Origin of the sequence: Paenibacillus sp. 7516, assembly GCF_002272715.1 — a bacterium.
GTDB classification, from domain to species: domain Bacteria; phylum Bacillota; class Bacilli; order Paenibacillales; family Paenibacillaceae; genus Paenibacillus; species Paenibacillus illinoisensis_A.
Map to the genome: position 1 here is coordinate 30,335 of NZ_NPBI01000047.1, position 19,001 is coordinate 49,335.

At 47.5% G+C, this 19,001-nt stretch carries 17 protein-coding genes and 1 other annotated feature; all 17 genes read right to left on the reverse strand.

Annotation, left to right across the window (positions count from 1 at the left end; all coding sequences use genetic code 11):
• Window positions 1–68: 68 nt before the first annotated feature.
• The 17 genes from rpoC to gltX all read right to left on the reverse strand — a co-directional run bounded on the left by rpoC (window position 69) and on the right by gltX (window position 18,978).
• Window positions 69–3,683 (reverse strand): DNA-directed RNA polymerase subunit beta', encoded by a 3,615-nt coding sequence (rpoC, locus tag CHI14_RS28800; RefSeq protein ID WP_095293423.1) that lies wholly within the window; start codon window positions 3,681–3,683, stop codon window positions 69–71.
• A 112-nt stretch (window positions 3,684–3,795) separates the two neighbouring features.
• Window positions 3,796–7,341 carry a DNA-directed RNA polymerase subunit beta gene (gene rpoB, locus CHI14_RS28805; RefSeq protein ID WP_095293424.1) on the reverse strand — a complete coding sequence of 1,182 codons (3,546 nt, stop codon included), beginning with the start codon at window positions 7,339–7,341 and terminating at the stop codon, window positions 3,796–3,798.
• 393 nt (window positions 7,342–7,734) lie between these two features.
• Window positions 7,735–8,352, reverse strand: coding sequence for a class I SAM-dependent methyltransferase (locus tag CHI14_RS28810; protein ID WP_095293425.1), 618 nt, complete (start codon window positions 8,350–8,352; stop codon window positions 7,735–7,737).
• Between the two features lie 96 nt (window positions 8,353–8,448).
• Window positions 8,449–8,811, reverse strand: coding sequence for a 50S ribosomal protein L7/L12 (gene rplL, locus CHI14_RS28815; RefSeq protein WP_095293426.1), 363 nt, complete (start codon window positions 8,809–8,811; stop codon window positions 8,449–8,451).
• A 73-nt stretch (window positions 8,812–8,884) separates the two neighbouring features.
• On the reverse strand, window positions 8,885–9,388 hold the full coding sequence (rplJ, locus tag CHI14_RS28820) for a 50S ribosomal protein L10 (RefSeq protein WP_095293427.1): 504 nt from the start codon (window positions 9,386–9,388) through the stop codon (window positions 8,885–8,887).
• Between the two features lie 24 nt (window positions 9,389–9,412).
• Window positions 9,413–9,559, reverse strand: a sequence feature (ribosomal protein L10 leader region).
• A gap of 67 nt (window positions 9,560–9,626) precedes the next feature.
• Window positions 9,627–10,319: a 50S ribosomal protein L1 gene (rplA, locus tag CHI14_RS28825; protein ID WP_095293428.1), complete on the reverse strand. Its 693-nt coding sequence runs from the start codon at window positions 10,317–10,319 to the stop codon at window positions 9,627–9,629.
• Window positions 10,320–10,414: 95 nt separating this feature from the next.
• Window positions 10,415–10,840 (reverse strand): 50S ribosomal protein L11, encoded by a 426-nt coding sequence (gene rplK, locus CHI14_RS28830; RefSeq protein WP_053779217.1) that lies wholly within the window; start codon window positions 10,838–10,840, stop codon window positions 10,415–10,417.
• A gap of 68 nt (window positions 10,841–10,908) precedes the next feature.
• Window positions 10,909–11,442: a transcription termination/antitermination protein NusG gene (gene nusG / locus CHI14_RS28835; protein WP_056697652.1), complete on the reverse strand. Its 534-nt coding sequence runs from the start codon at window positions 11,440–11,442 to the stop codon at window positions 10,909–10,911.
• 22 nt (window positions 11,443–11,464) lie between these two features.
• Window positions 11,465–11,656 (reverse strand): preprotein translocase subunit SecE, encoded by a 192-nt coding sequence (gene secE / locus CHI14_RS28840; RefSeq protein WP_024633600.1) that lies wholly within the window; start codon window positions 11,654–11,656, stop codon window positions 11,465–11,467.
• 21 nt (window positions 11,657–11,677) lie between these two features.
• A complete protein-coding gene (gene rpmG, locus CHI14_RS28845) occupies window positions 11,678–11,827 on the reverse strand; it encodes a 50S ribosomal protein L33 (protein ID WP_072735843.1) in 150 nt (49 codons plus the stop codon).
• A gap of 304 nt (window positions 11,828–12,131) precedes the next feature.
• Window positions 12,132–12,776 (reverse strand): RNA polymerase sporulation sigma factor SigH, encoded by a 645-nt coding sequence (sigH, locus tag CHI14_RS28850; protein ID WP_024633601.1) that lies wholly within the window; start codon window positions 12,774–12,776, stop codon window positions 12,132–12,134.
• Window positions 12,777–12,947: 171 nt separating this feature from the next.
• Entirely contained in the window at window positions 12,948–13,469 is a 522-nt protein-coding gene (locus CHI14_RS28855) for an NYN domain-containing protein (protein ID WP_095293429.1), read from the reverse strand.
• Window positions 13,470–13,474: 5 nt separating this feature from the next.
• The gene (gene rlmB / locus CHI14_RS28860; RefSeq protein ID WP_095293430.1) at window positions 13,475–14,221 is read right to left on the reverse strand and encodes a 23S rRNA (guanosine(2251)-2'-O)-methyltransferase RlmB; all 747 of its coding nucleotides are present in this window, start codon (window positions 14,219–14,221) and stop codon (window positions 13,475–13,477) included.
• Between the two features lie 79 nt (window positions 14,222–14,300).
• The gene (locus CHI14_RS28865; RefSeq protein WP_249281272.1) at window positions 14,301–14,837 is read right to left on the reverse strand and encodes a Mini-ribonuclease 3; all 537 of its coding nucleotides are present in this window, start codon (window positions 14,835–14,837) and stop codon (window positions 14,301–14,303) included.
• Window positions 14,822–16,222: a cysteine--tRNA ligase gene (cysS, locus tag CHI14_RS28870; protein ID WP_095293431.1), complete on the reverse strand. Its 1,401-nt coding sequence runs from the start codon at window positions 16,220–16,222 to the stop codon at window positions 14,822–14,824. The genes CHI14_RS28865 and cysS overlap by 16 nt, the downstream gene beginning before the upstream one ends.
• Before the next feature lie 27 nt (window positions 16,223–16,249).
• Window positions 16,250–16,918, reverse strand: coding sequence for a serine O-acetyltransferase (gene cysE, locus CHI14_RS28875; RefSeq protein ID WP_095293445.1), 669 nt, complete (start codon window positions 16,916–16,918; stop codon window positions 16,250–16,252).
• Window positions 16,919–17,514: 596 nt separating this feature from the next.
• Window positions 17,515–18,978 (reverse strand): glutamate--tRNA ligase, encoded by a 1,464-nt coding sequence (gene gltX, locus CHI14_RS28880; RefSeq protein ID WP_095293432.1) that lies wholly within the window; start codon window positions 18,976–18,978, stop codon window positions 17,515–17,517.
• Between the last annotated feature and the right edge of the window lie 23 nt (window positions 18,979–19,001).

The window sequence follows — 19,001 nt, forward strand, 5'->3', positions numbered from 1 at the left end:
TGTATTAAACAGACGTCCATCCCCTGACATACAAAACTTTATATTCACCCTATACAGGGGGAATCTATTTAATCAACGGAAACGGGCTCAAGTTCTTCAACTGAAGATTGACCATCTTCCGGCTCAGCAAACTTGATGCTGCGGTAACGGTTCATACCTGTACCTGCAGGGATCAATTTACCGATGATTACATTTTCCTTGAGACCGAGCAACTGATCGACTTTACCTTTGATCGCTGCATCTGTCAGTACACGTGTAGTCTCTTGGAACGATGCCGCAGAGAGGAAGGAGTCTGTTTCAAGAGATGCTTTTGTGATACCGAGCAGGATTGGTTTCGCAACCGCTGGCTCTTTATCACTAAGAATCGCTGTTTTGTTAGCTCTTTCGTACTCATGCGTATCTACGAACGATCCTGGCAGCAGCGTTGTATCTCCTGCATCAACGATGCGGATTTTACGCAGCATTTGACGGATCATAACTTCAACGTGTTTATCATTAATTTCTACGCCCTGGTTACGGTATACGCGTTGTACTTCCTGCAGAATGTAGTTCTGTACACCACGTACGCCTTTGATGCGCAGCATTTCTTTTGGATCGATGGAACCATCAGTGAGCTCGTCACCTGCTTCGATCTCCATGCCTTCGCTTACGCGAACACGGGAACCGTAGGTAACGGAGTAAACTTTGGATTCCGCTTCACCTTGAATTTCGATTTCGCGACGGTCTTTTGCTTCGCGAATCTCTTTGACAATACCGTCAATCTCACTGATCGTTGCTTGACCCTTAGGATTACGAGCCTCAAACAACTCCTGGATACGCGGCAAACCTTGCGTGATATCGTCTCCGGCTACACCACCGGTGTGGAACGTACGCATTGTCAGCTGTGTTCCTGGCTCACCAATGGATTGCGCAGCGATAATACCAACTGCTTCACCGATCTCCACGTGTTTACCAGTCGCCAGGTTGCGACCGTAACATTTTTTGCAGACACCATGACGAGCACGGCAGCTGAGTACGGAGCGGATTTGCAATTTGGTTACACCTGCTTTGATGATTGCCTCTGCTTTATCGGAGTCAATCAATTCATTGCGATGTGCAATAATTTCTTTTGTTTCTGGATGACGAACAGTTTCGAAGCAGTATCTTCCTTCGATACGGTCGTAGAGATCTTCAATAACCTCTTTACCATCCTGGATACGGCTAACCGTAAATCCTTTATCTGTACCACAATCATCTTCACGCACGATCACATCTTGTGCCACGTCTACGAGACGACGAGTCAGGTAACCTGAGTCGGCTGTACGCAAGGCCGTATCGGCCAAACCTTTACGGGCACCGTGTGTCGAGATGAAGTACTCGAGTACCGTCAGACCTTCACGGAAGTTCGATTTGATTGGGAGTTCGATGATACGACCGGACGGGTTGGCCATCAGACCACGCATACCGCCCAATTGGGTGATTTGCGATTTGTTACCCCGTGCTTTGGAGTCAACCATCATCATGATGGAGTTGTAACGATCCATCGACTTCATCAGAATCTCGGTGATATCATCTTTCGATTTAGACCAGATATCAATGATGCGGTCATAACGCTCTTCGTTCGTAATCAGACCACGACGGTACTGGTTCGTAACGATTTGTGCTTTTTCTTCGGATTGTCTGAGGATCTCTGTTTTCTCATCTGGCACCACAACGTCCGAAACCGCAACCGTAATACCGGCACGAGTCGAGTATGTGAAACCAAGCTGTTTGATTTTATCCAGAATAACGGCTGTTTCCGTTGTGTGGTAAATTTCAAAACAACGAGCGATGATTGTACCCAGATATTCCTTACCAACACCACCTGCTTGAGGTGCGTTCATGATTGCTTCTCTCAGGTCAGTCCCCTTCTCATACACAAAGAAATGCTCTGCAGTACCTTGATAAAGGTTTGCACGAGTTGCATCGTTGATGTAAGGGAAACTTGCTGGGAAGATTTCATTAAAGATGATTTTACCGACAGTTGTCAGCAACATTGCATCTTGTTGTTTTTCAGTAAAGCTAGTTTTACCCAGAGCTTTAACCGGAATCGCTACGCGTGCATGCAAGCCGGCAGTACCGCGTTGATACGCAGATACAGCTTCGTTCACTGTTCGCAGGATCATGCCAGTACCCTTTTCTTCCTTGTTGTCCATAGTCAGGTAGTATGAACCTAGGACCATATCCTGGGAAGGGGTAACAACTGGTTTACCGTCTTTCGGGTTCAAAATGTTACCAGATGCAAGCATCAGGATACGCGCTTCCGCTTGTGCCTCAGCAGATAACGGAACGTGCACGGCCATTTGGTCACCGTCAAAGTCGGCATTGTATGCCGTACATACGAGCGGGTGAAGACGAATGGCTTTACCTTCAACCAGAATTGGTTCAAATGCTTGAATACCGAGACGGTGAAGCGTAGGGGCACGGTTGAGTAGAACCGGATGCTCCTTGATTACTTCCTCAAGAACATCCCATACTTCAGGACTTACACGCTCAACTTTACGTTTCGCGCTCTTGATATTGTGGGCAAGCCCTTTATTCACAAGTTCTTTCATTACGAAAGGCTTGAACAGTTCAAGTGCCATATCTTTTGGCAGACCACACTGATACATCTTCAGGTAAGGTCCGACAACGATAACGGAACGACCAGAATAGTCAACACGTTTACCGAGCAAGTTTTGACGGAAACGTCCTTGTTTACCTTTCAGCATGTGGCTGAGGGATTTCAATGGACGGTTACCAGGACCCGTTACCGGGCGTCCGCGACGGCCGTTGTCGATCAATGCGTCAACAGCTTCCTGCAGCATCCGTTTTTCGTTTTGCACGATAATGTCTGGTGCGCCCAGATCAAGCAAGCGTTTCAGACGGTTGTTCCGGTTAATTACACGGCGATACAGATCATTCAGGTCAGACGTTGCAAAACGTCCACCATCCAATTGTACCATTGGACGAAGTTCCGGCGGGATAACAGGAAGTACATCCATGATCATCCACTCAGGTTTGTTACCTGAGTTGCGGAAAGCTTCAATAACTTCCAAACGTTTGATTGCACGGTTACGACGTTGTCCTTGTGCAGTGCGGAGCTCTTCCTTCAGGAATTCAAGCTCTTTGTCTACATCAAGGTCTTGAAGCAGTTTTTTAACCGCTTCGGCACCCATGCCAGCTTGGAATCCATATCCGTATTTTTCACGGTAGCTGCGGTATTCTTTCTCGGACAACAGCTGTTTTTTCTCCAGTGGAGTTTCTCCTGGATCAGTTACTACATAAGATGCAAAATAGATAATCTCCTCAAGTGATCTTGGAGACATATCCAAAGCGAGACCCATGCGGCTCGGAATACCTTTGAAGTACCAGATGTGCGATACCGGAGCAGCGAGCTCAATATGGCCCATCCGTTCACGGCGTACTTTGGCACGTGTTACTTCAACACCACAGCGGTCACAGACAACGCCTTTATAACGAACGCGTTTGTATTTACCACAGTGACATTCCCAGTCTTTCGTAGGGCCAAAAATCTTTTCGCAGAACAGCCCTTCTTTTTCCGGTTTCAACGTACGATAGTTGATCGTTTCCGGTTTTTTCACTTCTCCGCGGGACCAAGAACGAATTTTTTCTGGGGAAGCAAGCCCGATCTTCATGTATTCGAAATTGTTGACGTCCAACAAGGAGCAACCCTCCTTAACCAATTCCTGTATTCTAGGTTACGCCTTCTCCGGCCGAAGCCGGAGCAAGACGCGAGCCTGATGAAAAACGCCGGTCATCATGCGCCCGAAGCGGTTACTCCACTCCGACCTCTGAACCCTCAAGGTTGAGGCTGAGCTTGTCGCTCGCAGCGTCATCTTCATCGTCCATTTCTTTCATTTCAATCTCTTGTTCATCTTCACTCAAAATCTTAACGTCCATACCCAAGCTTTGCAGCTCTTTGATCAATACTTTGAATGATTCAGGAACACCCGGCTCCGGAACATTCTCACCTTTGACAATGGACTCATATGTTTTCACCCGACCAACAACATCATCGGACTTAACAGTCAAGATTTCTTGCAGAGTATAGGCAGCGCCGTATGCTTCAAGCGCCCAAACCTCCATCTCCCCGAAACGCTGTCCACCGAATTGGGCTTTACCACCCAGCGGCTGTTGTGTAACGAGTGAGTAAGGACCTGTGGAACGGGCATGGATTTTATCATCAACCATGTGCGCCAGCTTGATCATGTGCATGACGCCGACAGTTACTTCACGTTCAAACTCTTCACCCGTACGCCCATCGTACAGAACGGTTTTACCATTACGCTGCATGCCTGCTTCTTCCATCGTATCGAAGACGTCATACTCTTTCGCTCCGTCGAATACAGGGGTAGCTACGTGGATGCCGAGCTGCATAGCAGCCATACCCAAGTGAACTTCGAGCACTTGACCGATGTTCATCCGGGAAGGTACGCCCAGCGGGTTAAGAACGATTTGAACCGGTGTTCCGTCCGGCAGGAATGGCATATCTTCTTCCGGCAGGATACGAGCCACAACCCCTTTGTTACCGTGACGTCCGGCCATTTTATCACCCTCGGAGATTTTCCGTTTTTGAGCGATATAGACACGAACGAGCTGGTTAACACCTGGAGGCAGTTCATCACCGTTTTCACGGGTAAATACTTTCACGTCTACGACGATCCCGTCAGTACCGTGAGGCACACGCAAGGACGTATCACGAACTTCACGTGCTTTCTCACCAAAGATTGCATGCAGGAGACGTTCTTCCGCAGTCAGTTCAGTTACACCTTTAGGCGTTACTTTACCAACCAGGATATCGCCAGCAGCGATTTCGGCACCAATCCGGATAATACCACGCTCATCGAGGTTACGCAGCGCTTCTTCCCCTACGTTAGGGATGTCACGTGTGATCTCTTCAGGTCCGAGCTTGGTATCACGCGCTTCTGACTCATACTCCTCGATGTGGATGGATGTGTAGACATCTTCCTTCACGAGTTTTTCACTAAGCAGAATCGCATCCTCGTAGTTGTAACCTTCCCAAGTCATGAAGGCAACAACGACGTTGCGTCCCAAAGCCAATTCGCCCATTTCCGTCGAAGGACCGTCAGCGAGGATGTCGCCAGCTTTGACAACAGCACCACGTTTGACAATCGGACGTTGGTTAATGCATGTTCCTTGGTTCGAACGCATAAATTTGTGTAATTTATATTTAACGATATCGCCTTTAACTTCTTGGCCATCTACCTCTTCCACACGACGGAGCCAGATTTCATTCGCAGAAGAACGCTCAATAATCCCGTCATATTTGGAGACAATACATACACCGGAATCTTTTGCAGCTTTGTGTTCCATACCTGTTCCGACGAGCGGAGCTTTAGGAATCAAGAGAGGAACCGCCTGCCGCTGCATGTTGGATCCCATCAGTGCGCGGTTGGAGTCATCGTTCTCAAGGAACGGAATGAGCGCCGTAGCGACAGATACAACTTGTTTAGGAGATACGTCCATGTAGTCAACACGCTCGCTCGGCATCGTAAGGATGTTATCCGATTGTTTGTTGTAACGTACAATGATCGCTTCTTCTGCAAAAGTTCCATCTTCATTCAGTTTCGCGTTCGCTTGAGCGACAACGTAGTTGTCCTCTTCGTCTGCTGTCAGATAATCGATTTGCTCGGTTACGACACCAGTCTTCGGATCTACCCAGCGATATGGAGCTTCGATGAAACCATATTCGTTCACACGGGCAAATGTAGACAAGGAGTTGATCAAACCAATGTTTGGTCCCTCTGGAGTCTCGATTGGACACATCCGGCCATAGTGGGATGGATGGACGTCACGGACTTCCATGCCTGCACGCTCACGTGTCAAACCGCCCGGTCCGAGTGCGGACAGACGACGTTTATGCGTCAACTCACCCAGAGGGTTCGTTTGATCCATAAACTGCGACAATTGGGAGCTACCGAAGAACTCTTTAATAGATGCAATTACAGGACGTATGTTAATCAATGCCTGTGGCGTGATCACGTTAGCATCCTGAATGGACATTCTCTCACGAACAACACGTTCCATACGGGACAAACCGATACGGAACTGGTTCTGCAAGAGTTCACCAACCGAACGCAGACGACGGTTACCCAGGTGATCGATATCATCTGTGCTTCCGATGCCGTGCAGAAGGTTAATGAAATAACTGATTGAAGAAATGATATCTGCCGGTGTTACGTTCTTCACTGATTTATCAATGTTAGCATTGGCAATCAGCTTAACGACTTTACCATCTTCAATCGGCGAGAACACGTCAATCGTTTGCATTGGAATATCATTCGCATCCAGAACTCCGTTAGCGACGTGATACGTACGGAAGCCAACACTCTTCTCCAGATAAGGCATGATTTCATCGAGCAAACGACGGTCAACCATTTGTCCTGCTTCGGCGATAATTTCGCCAGTTTCAGTATCAACGAGAGACTCAGCCAAACGTTGATTGAACAAACGGTTTTTGATGTGGAGCTTTTTGTTGATTTTGTAACGACCTACGTTAGCCAGGTCATAGCGTTTTGGATCAAAGAAACGAGCTACGAGCAAGCTTTTCGCGTTATCCAGCGTTGGTGGCTCGCCCGGACGAAGACGCTCATAAATTTCAATCAGCGCTTTCTCCGTGGAATCCGTATTGTCTTTGTCCAGCGTGTTGCGAATATATTCGTCATTACCGAGCAGATCCAGAATCTCAGCGTCTGTGCCAAAACCAAGAGCACGCAGGAGAACCGTAACTGGAATTTTACGTGTACGGTCGATCCGGACGTATACAACATCCTTCGCGTCCATCTCCAATTCGAGCCAAGCGCCGCGGTTAGGAATAACTGTAGCGGTATACGTTTTTTTGGCGTTCTTATCTACTTTGGTACTGAAGTAAACGCTAGGAGAGCGAACCAACTGGCTGACAATAACCCGTTCCGCACCATTAATAATAAATGTGCCGGTTTCGGTCATCAGCGGGAAATCTCCCATGAATACTTCCTGCTCTTTGACTTCGCCGGTTTCCTTATTAATGAGCCGGACTTTGACCCGAAGCGGTGCTGCATAAGTAACGTCACGCTCTTTCGCGTCGTCTACTGTATACTTCGGTTCACCGAGACTGTAATCGATAAATTCCAAAATCAAGTTGCCTGTAAAATCCTGGATCGGCGAGATATCCTGGAACATTTCGCGCAACCCTTCCTCCAAAAACCAATCGTAAGATTTTTGTTGGATCTCAATCAGGTTCGGAACTTCGAGTATCTCGTTAATTCGTGCATAACTGCGCCGAGTGCGTCGACCATATTGAACAAGATGTCCTGCCAACTTAAACTCACCCCTCAATGTCTACTCACTTTAAAAATTTCGTTGCGAACCTCTGTTTGTAACCTTATAATGGTACACATACAGAGCAAAGCAATGCATCCACAAATAAAGAAAAGCCCTTACTCGAATGTCGTTCGAAAAAAGAGCAACTTTGATCGGCGGATGTCTTCCAAAAACATACTTATCCCCAGTTTGCCCAAAATGTACATATTATACGCCAAACGTAGGCATAATAAGCCCGTTCGGCGTAAAAAAAGATTGACATTTTTAGTTAGCTAAAGCCAAGTAGGGCATCTTAATACTGACATTTTACAATAATACCACGACCTGAATTTCAAGTCAATAGTCCTATTGCAAAAAAAATGCTCCCCTGCTTACTTTACAAATCAGAAACTAGCCTTCGGACGAGTCCTCCGTTTTCACCGCTTTGAAAATCCGGTAGCCTTTATCTTTCGTTACTTCTTCCACTCTGCCAAACAAGGATTCCAGCTTCGCTTTTGCCGAAGGAGCCCCTTGCTTTTTCTGAATGACAATCCACAACGAACCACCTACCTTCAGATGCTGATGCGCCTGCTCAAAAATGGTATGAACGGTTTCCTTCCCTGCTCGAATCGGCGGGTTGGTTAGAACTGCGTCAAAGTCCCTCTGGTTCACTTCAGAAAGTAGATTACTTTGCATTACCGTTACATTCGTGATTCCATTTGCTTTTGCATTTTCTCTGGAAAGCTCAACCGCTCTCTCGTTGATATCGATCATGGTGACATGTCCTTCGGGTACAAGCTTGGCTGCCGTAAGACCAATTGGTCCATACCCGCAACCCACATCCAGAACATGAGCCCCAGCAGTTAACTCTATTGCATCAATCAGTACTCTGCTGCCGTAATCGATTCCGCTCTTGGAAAATACACCTGCATCGGTAACGAATCGCAATTTCCATCCACGAAGCTCCGCTTCCGTTGCCCGTCTGTCATGTGCGACCTGCGGTTTGTCCGAATAATAATGATTGGACATGTCCTCACTCACTTTCCATATACAATTACAGCAACAAACCCCTTGATATAAGTCAAGGGGTTTGTTGTTTTGTTCATTTAGCTTATAAAAGCCAAATTATTTAACTTCGATTGTAGCGCCTGCTTCTTCCAATTTAGCTTTGATGGATTCAGCTTCTTCTTTGCTAACTTTTTCTTTCAATGCTTTTGGAGCATTGTCAACTACTTCTTTAGCTTCTTTCAGGCCAAGACCTGTGATTTCACGAACTGCTTTGATAACGTTGATTTTGGAAGCGCCAGCGCTTGCCAAGATTACGTCGAACTCGGATTGCTCAGCTTCTGCAGCAGCAGCTCCGCCACCTGCAACAGCTACTGGAGCTGCAGCAGTTACGCCGAATTCTTCTTCGATTGCTTTAACAAGATCGTTCAGTTCCAGTACAGTCATGCCTTTGATTGCTTCCAAGATTTGCTCTTTACTCATGATTGAACCTCCATATATAATTTTATTTTTTTTGTCATTCAATGCCGCCTAAGCAGCGATCAGATCAAGTAGCTTACGCGCCTTGTTCTTCTTTTTCCGCAACAGCTTTAACCGCAAGCGCGAAGTTGCGCACTGGCGCTTGAAGCACGCTGAGGAGCATGGAGAGGAGACCTTCGCGGGATGGCAGTTCTGCCAATGCCTTAACTTCTTCTACTCCGATTACACGACCTTCAACAACTGCACCTTTCAATTCCAGTGCGTCGTTCTTTTTAGCGAAGTCGTTCAGAATTTTGGCTGGAGCCACAGCATCTTCGGCGCTGAATGCAATTGCAGTAGGACCTGTAAGAACGCTATCGAGTTCTGTCAGTTCTGCTGCAGCAGTCGCACGGCGAAGCAATGTGTTTTTCAGCACTTGGAATTCAATTCCGGCTTCACGAAGCTGCTTACGCAGCTCAGTTACTTGGGCAACGTTCAGACCGCGATAGTCAACAACAACTGTCGTAGCGCTCTCGCGCAATTTCGCTGTTACTGCATCAACGGACTCTTGTTTTGCTTGAATCACTTTTGCGTTTGCCAAACTGTACACCTCCTGATCAAATTTATCCCATTAAGAAAAGCCTCCGTAGAATCACGAAGGCTTGATATATACTCATAATCGATTTACATCGTTCTAAGTTCTATAATCATACCTCGGTAGGAAATTAAGCCAGATGGCACCTACTGTCTACGGCAAGCATATTCAAATGTCAACGGTCAGTCACTCGGACTCACAACTTTTATATCATATCAAAACAGAACAAGTCTGTCAACAGATATTATCTAAAAGATGCTGCGTTCACGCGTGCGCCAGGGCCCATCGTGGAAGAAAGAGAAACGTTCTTCAGATAAACACCTTTTGCTGCCGCCGGTTTAGCACGGTTCAGAGCGTCCATGAGAGCTTTCAAGTTCTCGTTCAGTTGCTCTGCAGAGAAAGATGCTTTACCGATCGGTGCATGAATTTGACCTGCACGATCCAGACGATATTCGATTTTACCGGCTTTGATTTCTTGAACAGCCTTGGATACATCGAAAGTTACCGTTCCGGCTTTAGGGTTAGGCATCAGACCTTTACCGCCGAGCAGTCGGCCCAATTTACCTACTTCACTCATCATGTCTGGTGTCGCTACGCAGACGTCGAATTCGAACCAGCCTTGTTGGATTTTGTTGATCATGTCTGCATCACCAACATAGTCCGCGCCAGCCGCTTCCGCTTCTTTCGCTTTGTCACCTTTTGCAAATACCAATACGCGTTGTGTTTTACCTGTGCCGTGTGGCAAGACAACTACACCACGTACAGCCTGGTCTTGCTTACGTGGGTCAACGCCCAAGCGTACTGCTGCTTCGATTGTTTCATCGAATTTTGCAGTGGCTGCCTTTTTCACAAGCTCTACAGCTTCTGAAGGCTCGTAAGTTGCTTCGCTGTCGATCAGCTTAGCAGCTTCCAGGTATTTTTTACCGTGTTTAGCCATGTTATATTCCTCCTTTGTGGTTTTAGCGGATATACCTCCCACATCAACCGGCCGCGAATCGGCCGGCTTTACGAAGCCATGTTTCAGATGAAAAATTAGTCTTCGATGGTGATACCCATGCTACGGGCAGTACCTTCGACCATACGCATTGCGGACTCAACGTTCGCTGCATTCAGGTCAGGCATTTTTTGTTCTGCGATTTGACGTACCGCATCACGTTTAACAGTAGCAACTTTTTTCTTGTTCGGTTCGCCGGATCCTTTTTCCACTTTAGCTGCCACTTTCAACAGAACTGCTGCTGGTGGAGTTTTAGTGATGAAAGTAAAGGAACGGTCCTCGAATACTGTGATTTCAACAGGAATAATCAATCCCGCTTGATCGGCTGTACGAGCGTTGAACTCTTTACAGAATGCCATGATGTTGACACCTGCTTGACCCAAAGCTGGACCTACCGGAGGCGCTGGATTCGCTTTACCTGCTGGAATTTGCAGTTTTACCATTTTGATTACCTTTTTTGCCATGATTGACACCTCCTTGCAAAATAGTGGTTAACGAACCTTTCGGTCCTCCCACAAGAAACTTGAAGAGACTATATCTTCTCCACTTGTGTGTATTCCAACTCAAGCGGCGTTTCCCGTCCAAACATGTTCACATGCACTTTCAACTTGCTTTTGTCTACCAAAATTTCTTCCACGGAGCCCACAAAATTCGCAAAAGGACCAACTTTAATTCGTACGGATTCCTTAATGTCGAATTCAATTTTCGGCTTCGGCTCAACCATGCCCATGTGCTTCAGAATTTGTTCCACTTCTTCAGGCAACAGAGCAGTTGGTTTGGACCCGGAACCTGTCGAACCGACAAATCCCGTAACACCCGGTGTATTGCGAACAACATACCAAGAGTCATCCGTTTGGATCATTTCCACCAAGACATAGCCGGGGTAAACTTTACGCATAACGGTCTTTTTCTTACCGTCCTTGTTTACCACTTCTTCTTCCATAGGAACAAGAACGCGGAATATCTTGTCTTCCATGCCCATGGACTCTACGCGTTTTTCCAAATTGGCTTTGACCTTATTCTCATACCCTGAGTAGGTATGAACGACGTACCATCTTTTTTCCATATCAAGCCACCTGGGACCCTTCTTAAATAATCGCTTCGATCACAGCGGAGATGCCGATATCAACGACCCAAAAAAACAGCGTCATAACCACAACAGTACCAAGAACGATCAATGTGTAGTTGGTCAGCTCTTTACGATTAGGCCAGCGAACTTTTTTAAGTTCAGCCCAGCTTTCTGAGAAAAAGGAAATCAGAGATTTGAAACTACGTTTCACGCCGACTACACCTCCCAAAAACTATCTGGTTTCGCGATGAGAAGTCTGCTCGTTACAAAACTTGCAAAATTTCTTCATCTCCATGCGGTCGGGGTGATTACGCTTGTTTTTTGTCGTAGTGTAATTTCTTTGTTTGCAGTTTGTACAAGCCAAAGTAATAATTACCCGCATGATGTACACCTCCCGAAGACTTCCACTTTAAAGGAGAGTCTCTAAATTGATCCTAAAAAAAAGCCGCGAATTTAGGCCTACCTAAAACACTTTATCATAAGGGTATAACCATGTCAATGAAAGAATAGCCTTTCATCTCTGGTAAAAGTTCCGTTCGAAAATCGTGTAGTTTGGGCGTCTCTGATTTTTCTCTTCTCCTGCTTGGACCAAGCGATTACTAGTATTATCAAACTTTTGACTTATAAACTTAGAGCAGCAAAAAAAGACTCAAACTCCGAGCCTTTTCCGTCAATAGCAACATTGTTCAATTATCTCGAACTTCCAGGTACTTTTCAAGTTTGCGCTTTACGCGCTGCAGTGCATTATCAATGGACTTCACATGTCGATCCAAATCTACTGCAATCTCTTGATAAGATCTCCCGTCCAGATACAACATCAATACTTTTCGTTCCAAGTCACTTAGAATCTCCGACATCTTATCTTCCAGGCCCACAAACTCTTCCTGGTTAATGATAAGCTCTTCCGGGTCACTGACCTGGGTTCCACAAATCACATCGAGTAACGTACGATCGGATTCTTCATCATAGATTGGCTTGTCCAACGATACATAGGAATTAAGCGGAATATGTTTCTGACGTGTTGCCGTCTTGATTGCCGTAATAATCTGTCTGGTGATACACAGCTCGGCAAAAGCTTTGAACGAAGCCAGCTTGTCTCCCTTGAAATCCCGAATGGATTTGTAGAGACCAATCATTCCTTCCTGAATGATATCTTCCCGGTCTGCCCCAATCAGAAAATAAGATCTTGCCTTGGCGCGTACAAAGTTGCGATATTTGTTAATCAAAAACTCCAGCGCTTCGCTCTCACCTTCACGGACCGCTTCGACAATGTCTTCGTCACTTTGGTAATCATACTTTGATAACATGATATCTTTGAGGTCGACACTCACAGACAATCCCTCCGGCTGCAACGCAAGGTACACCGTTACTCTACTCTATGAAATATACGAACAGTATATATGATGGCACCTCACACCGTCAACCACGCTATCCCTAAAAAAGAACATGAATAACATAATTGTCAAGACTTTCAAGTTTGAAATATTTGTAAAACAGTTCCCCTATTCACGCCGCCAGCGCTCGAATTGCTTCAACACATCCGGGCTGAGCTTGGCTCCCAGTGTATTGCGTGTGGACTTGGCCTGATCCTCCTCCAGACGTTTCTGCAATTCTTTCTCATTCTGCTCCACTTCGATCAGCAGTTCCCTGGCAGATACACGTAATGCTCCCTGTCCAAAAATGACATGCTGTTCTACCATATCGCTTGTGGCTACATAGATTTGGCGTCTCCGCGAGCTTAGTTCCCGTACGAGTCTCTCAATGCATTCGTCAGCCGTCTCTTTTTCCTTGGTAAAATAGATCTGTACCTTGCTCTGTGTGTATGTTTTACCAAGTCCGGGTACGAGATAGGCATCAAAAACAACGATGACCTTGCGACCGGAGAACGCCTGATAGTCGGCAAGACGGAAGAGAAGACGATTCCTCGCCTCCTCGAGCCCACTCTCTGCCAGTCTGGACAGTTCTGGCCAGTCACCAATCATGTTATACCCGTCTACCAGAAGCACATCCCGGGAATCAGCCATACCATCTATCCCTGTGCTTGGCGCGAACGAAGCACTTCGTACATGACAACACCCGCCGCCACGGAAGCATTCAGGGAGTTAATCTGTCCCTGCATCGGCAATTTGACCAGTACATCACACTTCTCACGAATCAGTCGGCCCATACCTTTGTTTTCGTTCCCGATCACCAGGGCTACCGGTCCTGTGAATACACCATTGCCAAATACCGGCTCACGTGCAGTCACATCAGTACCCACAACCCACACGCCCTCTTCCTTGAGACGATCAATCGTCTGAGCCAGGTTGCTGACCCTAGCAACCGGTACATATTCAGCCGCACCTGCAGAAGTTTTTGACACCGTTGCAGTCACTGAAGCTGAACGCCGCTTAGGGACAATGACACCGTGAGCCCCCGTGCAGTCAGCTGTCCGCAGAATGGAACCCAGGTTATGCGGATCTTCAATTTCGTCCAGTAAAATCAAAAACGGATGCTCATTCTTCGATTTTGCCGCTTCCAAAATATCCTCTACCTCAGCATAAGCATAAGGGGCCGCTTGTGCGACAACACCCTGATGCTGAATGCCCGGCACAGTTTGATCCAATTTACGCTTGTCCACATGTTGAATTACGATACCGAGTTTTTTGGCTTCCGCGATAATTGGTTGGGTCAAGTGTTTCTGTGCTGTATCAGCGATCCATATTTTGTTGATGGTACGTCCTGAACGCAGCGCCTCCGTCACGGAGTGCTTACCAGCAATCCATTCTTCTTCCATATTGCTTCGTTCCTCTCTATTACGTCCTGCATATACCTCCTAGTTGGCTTGTACCACAGGAACGACTAAGTTGTTATTTTTATTTTTTGTTTGGTGGCGGTGATTGCTGCTCTGCATGCTCAATTCCCTGCGTAATCAGTTGGATCATGCGATCATGCCGACCACTACTGTACAGGTAACCTACAAGGCACTCTAGAGCAGTGGCATGTCTGTATTCCAGCACATCGGCGTTCTTGGGAATACTGCCCGACTTGGCATTCCGCCCCTGTCTTACAACGTCGCGCTCTTCTTCGGTCAATTGTTCCTCGATCCCTGTAAGGATACGACTCTGTGCCTTGGCTGATACGAGACCCGTCGCACTGCGATGCAAGTGATTCGGACGCATATTGGCTTTGGACAACAGATACTGCCTTACCGCTACCTCATACACTGCATCACCGATATAGGCGAGTGCAATCGGAGGAATCAATCTTGCAGGCCGGGAAGGCGGGTACGGAAACCACCCTCCCTGTGCCACAGCCTCTGTCTGCTCTTCAGCAGGCCGTTCCCCCTGCTCCGAATGATCGACAGAATCAGACAGATTTTTCAATTGGTCCTCGTTCATTTGCGCCGCCATCTCATCCCTTGAGCCGTATCTTCAAGCAGGATGCCCTGCGCTGACAATTCGTCTCTAATTTCATCAGCCCGTGCCCAGTTCTTGGACTTGCGCGCTTCCGTACGCTCTTCAATCAGGCGTTCAATCTCTTCATCCAGGAGCTCCGGCTCTGCTTCCGTATAAATGCGAAGCACCGCATTCAACTCACCAAACAGCTCAAGCAATGCACGAATTTCCGCAGCGTTTACGACTTCCTTCTGCAGCAGCTGGTTTGCTTCCGCAGCCCATTCGAACAATGCGGTAATGGCATCCGGAGTATTGAAATCATCCTGCATTTTCTCGTGATACTGCTGGCGAATCTGCTCCAGTTTAGCAGCGAACTCCGCTGTAATATCCTGATCTACCGTTACCGCCTGCAAACGATGCTTCAGATTGCCAACGGCATTCGCGATCCGATCCACACTGTTTTGCGCTTGCTCCATTGTATCTTCGGTGAAGTTAAGCGGATTGCGGTAATGTGTCGACAACATAAAATAACGAATGGCTTCACGCTTGTACTGGGTTCGAAGGTCTTTTACAAGCACTCCGTTACCGAGTGATTTCGACATTTTTTCGTTATCGATACGGATAAATCCGTTATGCATCCAGTAGTTGGCGAGCGGTTTGCCTGTCAGCACCTCGGATTGTGCGCATTCGCACTCATGGTGAGGGAACTGCAGATCCTGTCCACCTCCATGGATATCGAGCGTATCTCCCAGATATTCACGCGCCATAGCAGAGCATTCGATATGCCAGCCCGGACGACCATTGCCCCAAGGACTGGACCAGTAGATTTCCCCTGGTTTAGCTGCTTTCCAGAGCACGAAATCTTCGGGATGTTCTTTGCGCTCATCTACACCAATCCGGATACCGAACTGCAATTCCTGCAGATTCTGCTTCGACAGCTTGCCGTACTCTTCGAATTTGCCTGTGCGGTAATATACGTCCCCACCATTTTCATAAGCAAAGCCCTTTTCAACCAACTCACGGATAAAATCGATAATGAGCGGCATATTCTCTGTAACTCTCGGGTTGCTGCTGGCCTTGGGAATCCCCAATCCCTCAAGATCCTCGTAGTACGCAGCAATAAACTTCTCGGCAACATGAGGAACGTCAGTACCCAGCTGTTCGGCTTTGCGAATCAATTTATCATCAACATCCGTGAAGTTTACAACGTAGTTCACTTCATGCCCTGTCTGTTCCAAGTAGCCGCGAACGGTGTCGAAAAAAATAACCGGACGTGCATTCCCGATATGAATGTAATCATATACTGTCGGTCCGCACACATACATTTTTACCTTCCCCGGTTCTTGGGGAACGAAATTTTCTTTGGTACGACTCATCGTATTGTAAATTTGAAGCGTCATGGTCACTTTCCTTTCATTCATACTTCCCTATTTATTTATTGTATCACGTGAAGTCTCATTCTTACGGCTATCCTGTAGTGTACGCACTTCTTCACGCAATCGTTCGATCTCTTGCTGCATACTGCGCAGAGAGTCAATGACCGGATCAGGGAGCTGCTGATTCAGGCGATCCACCCGGCGTCCGTCCTGCTTGACGATTCTTCCCGGTATGCCTACAACTGTACTGTTGGATGGCACTTCTTTCAATACGACCGAGTTGGCTCCAATGTTACATTGATCACCAACGCTAAATGAACCGAGCACTTTGGCTCCGGATGAGATAACCACATTATTGCCAATCGTCGGGTGTCTCTTTCCTTTTTCTTTCCCTGTTCCGCCAAGTGTAACCCCCTGGTAAATAACAACATCATCGCCAATCTCACAGGTTTCACCAATAACTACACCCATTCCGTGGTCAATAAACAGCCGATTCCCTATGGTCGCTCCAGGGTGAATCTCAATTCCTGTCATAAAACGGCTGAACTGCGAGATGAACCGGGCAACCGAGAACCATTTGCGTTTATAGAAAAAGTGCGCGATCCGATGAGCCCATATCGCATGCAGCCCCGAATAGGTAAATACAACCTCGAACCATCCCCGGGCAGCCGGATCGTTTTCAAACACCGCCTGGATATCTGATCTGATCTTCTTGAACATGCTCGTTCCCCTCTTGTTCAGGTCTTCGTCCTCCGGCATACCGGACGGCGCAGCCCTCTTGGTAGTGTACTGCTGACTCGCCCCAAACAAAAAACGCCCCTGCAGCATTATGCTGCAGAGGCGTTAATCGCGGTCCCACTCTGCTCGGCCCAACTTACATATCAGAATTAGACAGTCAGCGAATGGCTGCCACCTGTTCCGACAAATAAGAATGAACCCTCAAGCGGTTCGGTAACGGAAACCAACCGTCACAACCTATCCTGACGTTTTCCTCTCCTACACGTACAAGAGGCGGGGCCGGATTCGGCTATGCAGCTCACGGGCGCATTTCGACCGACGGACAGTGGATGGCTCACAGCCACCGCAGCCAAAGAAATCCATTCTTCGCTGCGGGACCATCCTCTCTGGAACTGTCCGGTTCGGTTTACTCCTCCCGGTCTTTGCTGTTCTATGATGAATGCTGAAACATGTCATTTAACCTTTGTGTTGCTATTATAGCGAAAAGGTACTGGACTGACAACAACCTTGCAATAACTTCATCCCAAGCGATACCGACCTTCATCGGCGGCAATACCAGGAACTACAGCGTCCCTGGATTACGCGCCTTTTACCTGTGCATGCAGACGCTCAATAACCGTATCCCGGCCGAGCAGTACAATCGTTTGATTCAGGTCACGTCCATGGGTCTGTCCAGTCAGTGCTACACGGATAGGCATAAACAGCTGCTTGCCTTTAAATCCGGTTTCCTTCTGTACTTCCTTGATCAATGCGGCCATTTTACTAGGGGTAAACTCTTCACTCGCCTGAACTTTGTCGGCAAAGGCCTTCAGAACAGTTGGCACCTGCTCTTCCCCAAGCACGGCAGTCGCTTCTGCATCCAGCTCCAGATGGGAGCGGAAGAATACTTCAGACAGTTCTACAATGTCGGAGGCTGCAGTCATTTGCTCCTGGTACAGATGAACGAGTGTATACGCCCATTCCTTCTGCTCAGGTGACAGCTCAGCTGCGATCCGTCCTGCCTTTTGCAGATGCGGAATCGCCATTTCAGCAATACGATCCGGGTCTGCATGTTTAATATAGTGATTGTTCAAGTGCGCCAGCTTGTGCGTATCAAATACAGCCGGACTCTTGGACAAACGTTTGGTATCAAAGATGGAGATCAACTGTTCCTGCGAGAAGATCTCTTCTTCCCCTTCCGGCGACCAGCCAAGCAGGGAGATGAAGTTGAACATCGCCTCTGGCAAGTAGCCGAGCTGATCATATTGTTCGATAAACTGAATGACGGACTCGTCCCGTTTACTCAGCTTCTTGTGATTTTCATTCACGATCAGGGTCATATGACCGAATTGCGGCGGCTCCCAGCCGAGCGCTTCATAGATCATCAGCTGACGCGGCGTGTTGGAGATGTGATCTTCCCCGCGAAGAACGTGGGAGATTTTCATCAGGTGATCATCCACTGCAACGGCATAGTTGTACGTGGGAATGCCGTCTTTTTTCACAATGACGAAGTCCCCGGACTCCTTGCTGTTAAATGAAATGGTGCCTTTAACCATGTCATCGAACGTATATGTGCGCTCTTCCGGTACACGGAAACGAATGCTCGCAACGCGGCCTTCCGCTTCAAAAGCACTGATCTGCTCTGGCGTTAGGTCACGGTGTTTGCCCGAATAACGCGGCGTCTCTCCACGTGCCGTTTGCTCCTCGCGCTCTTGCTCCAGCTCTTCTTCCGTGCAGAAGCAGCGGTAAGCCAGACCTTTGTCCAGCAGCTCCTGGGTGTATTTACGGTAAATATCCAAACGTTCCGTCTGACGGTAAGGTCCGTATTCCCCGCCTACATCAATGCTCTCATCCCACTCGATTCCGAGCCATTTCAGATATTTAAGCTGGCTTTCCTCGCCACCCGCAATGTTCCGTTTTACGTCAGTATCCTCAATACGAATGATGAATTTCCCGTTATTATGTTTGGCATACAAATAGTTAAAGAGCGCCGTACGGGCATTCCCGATATGCAGGTGTCCCGTTGGACTCGGCGCGTAACGCACACGAACTTCTGTGCTCATAAAATATCCCCTCCGTATACTAG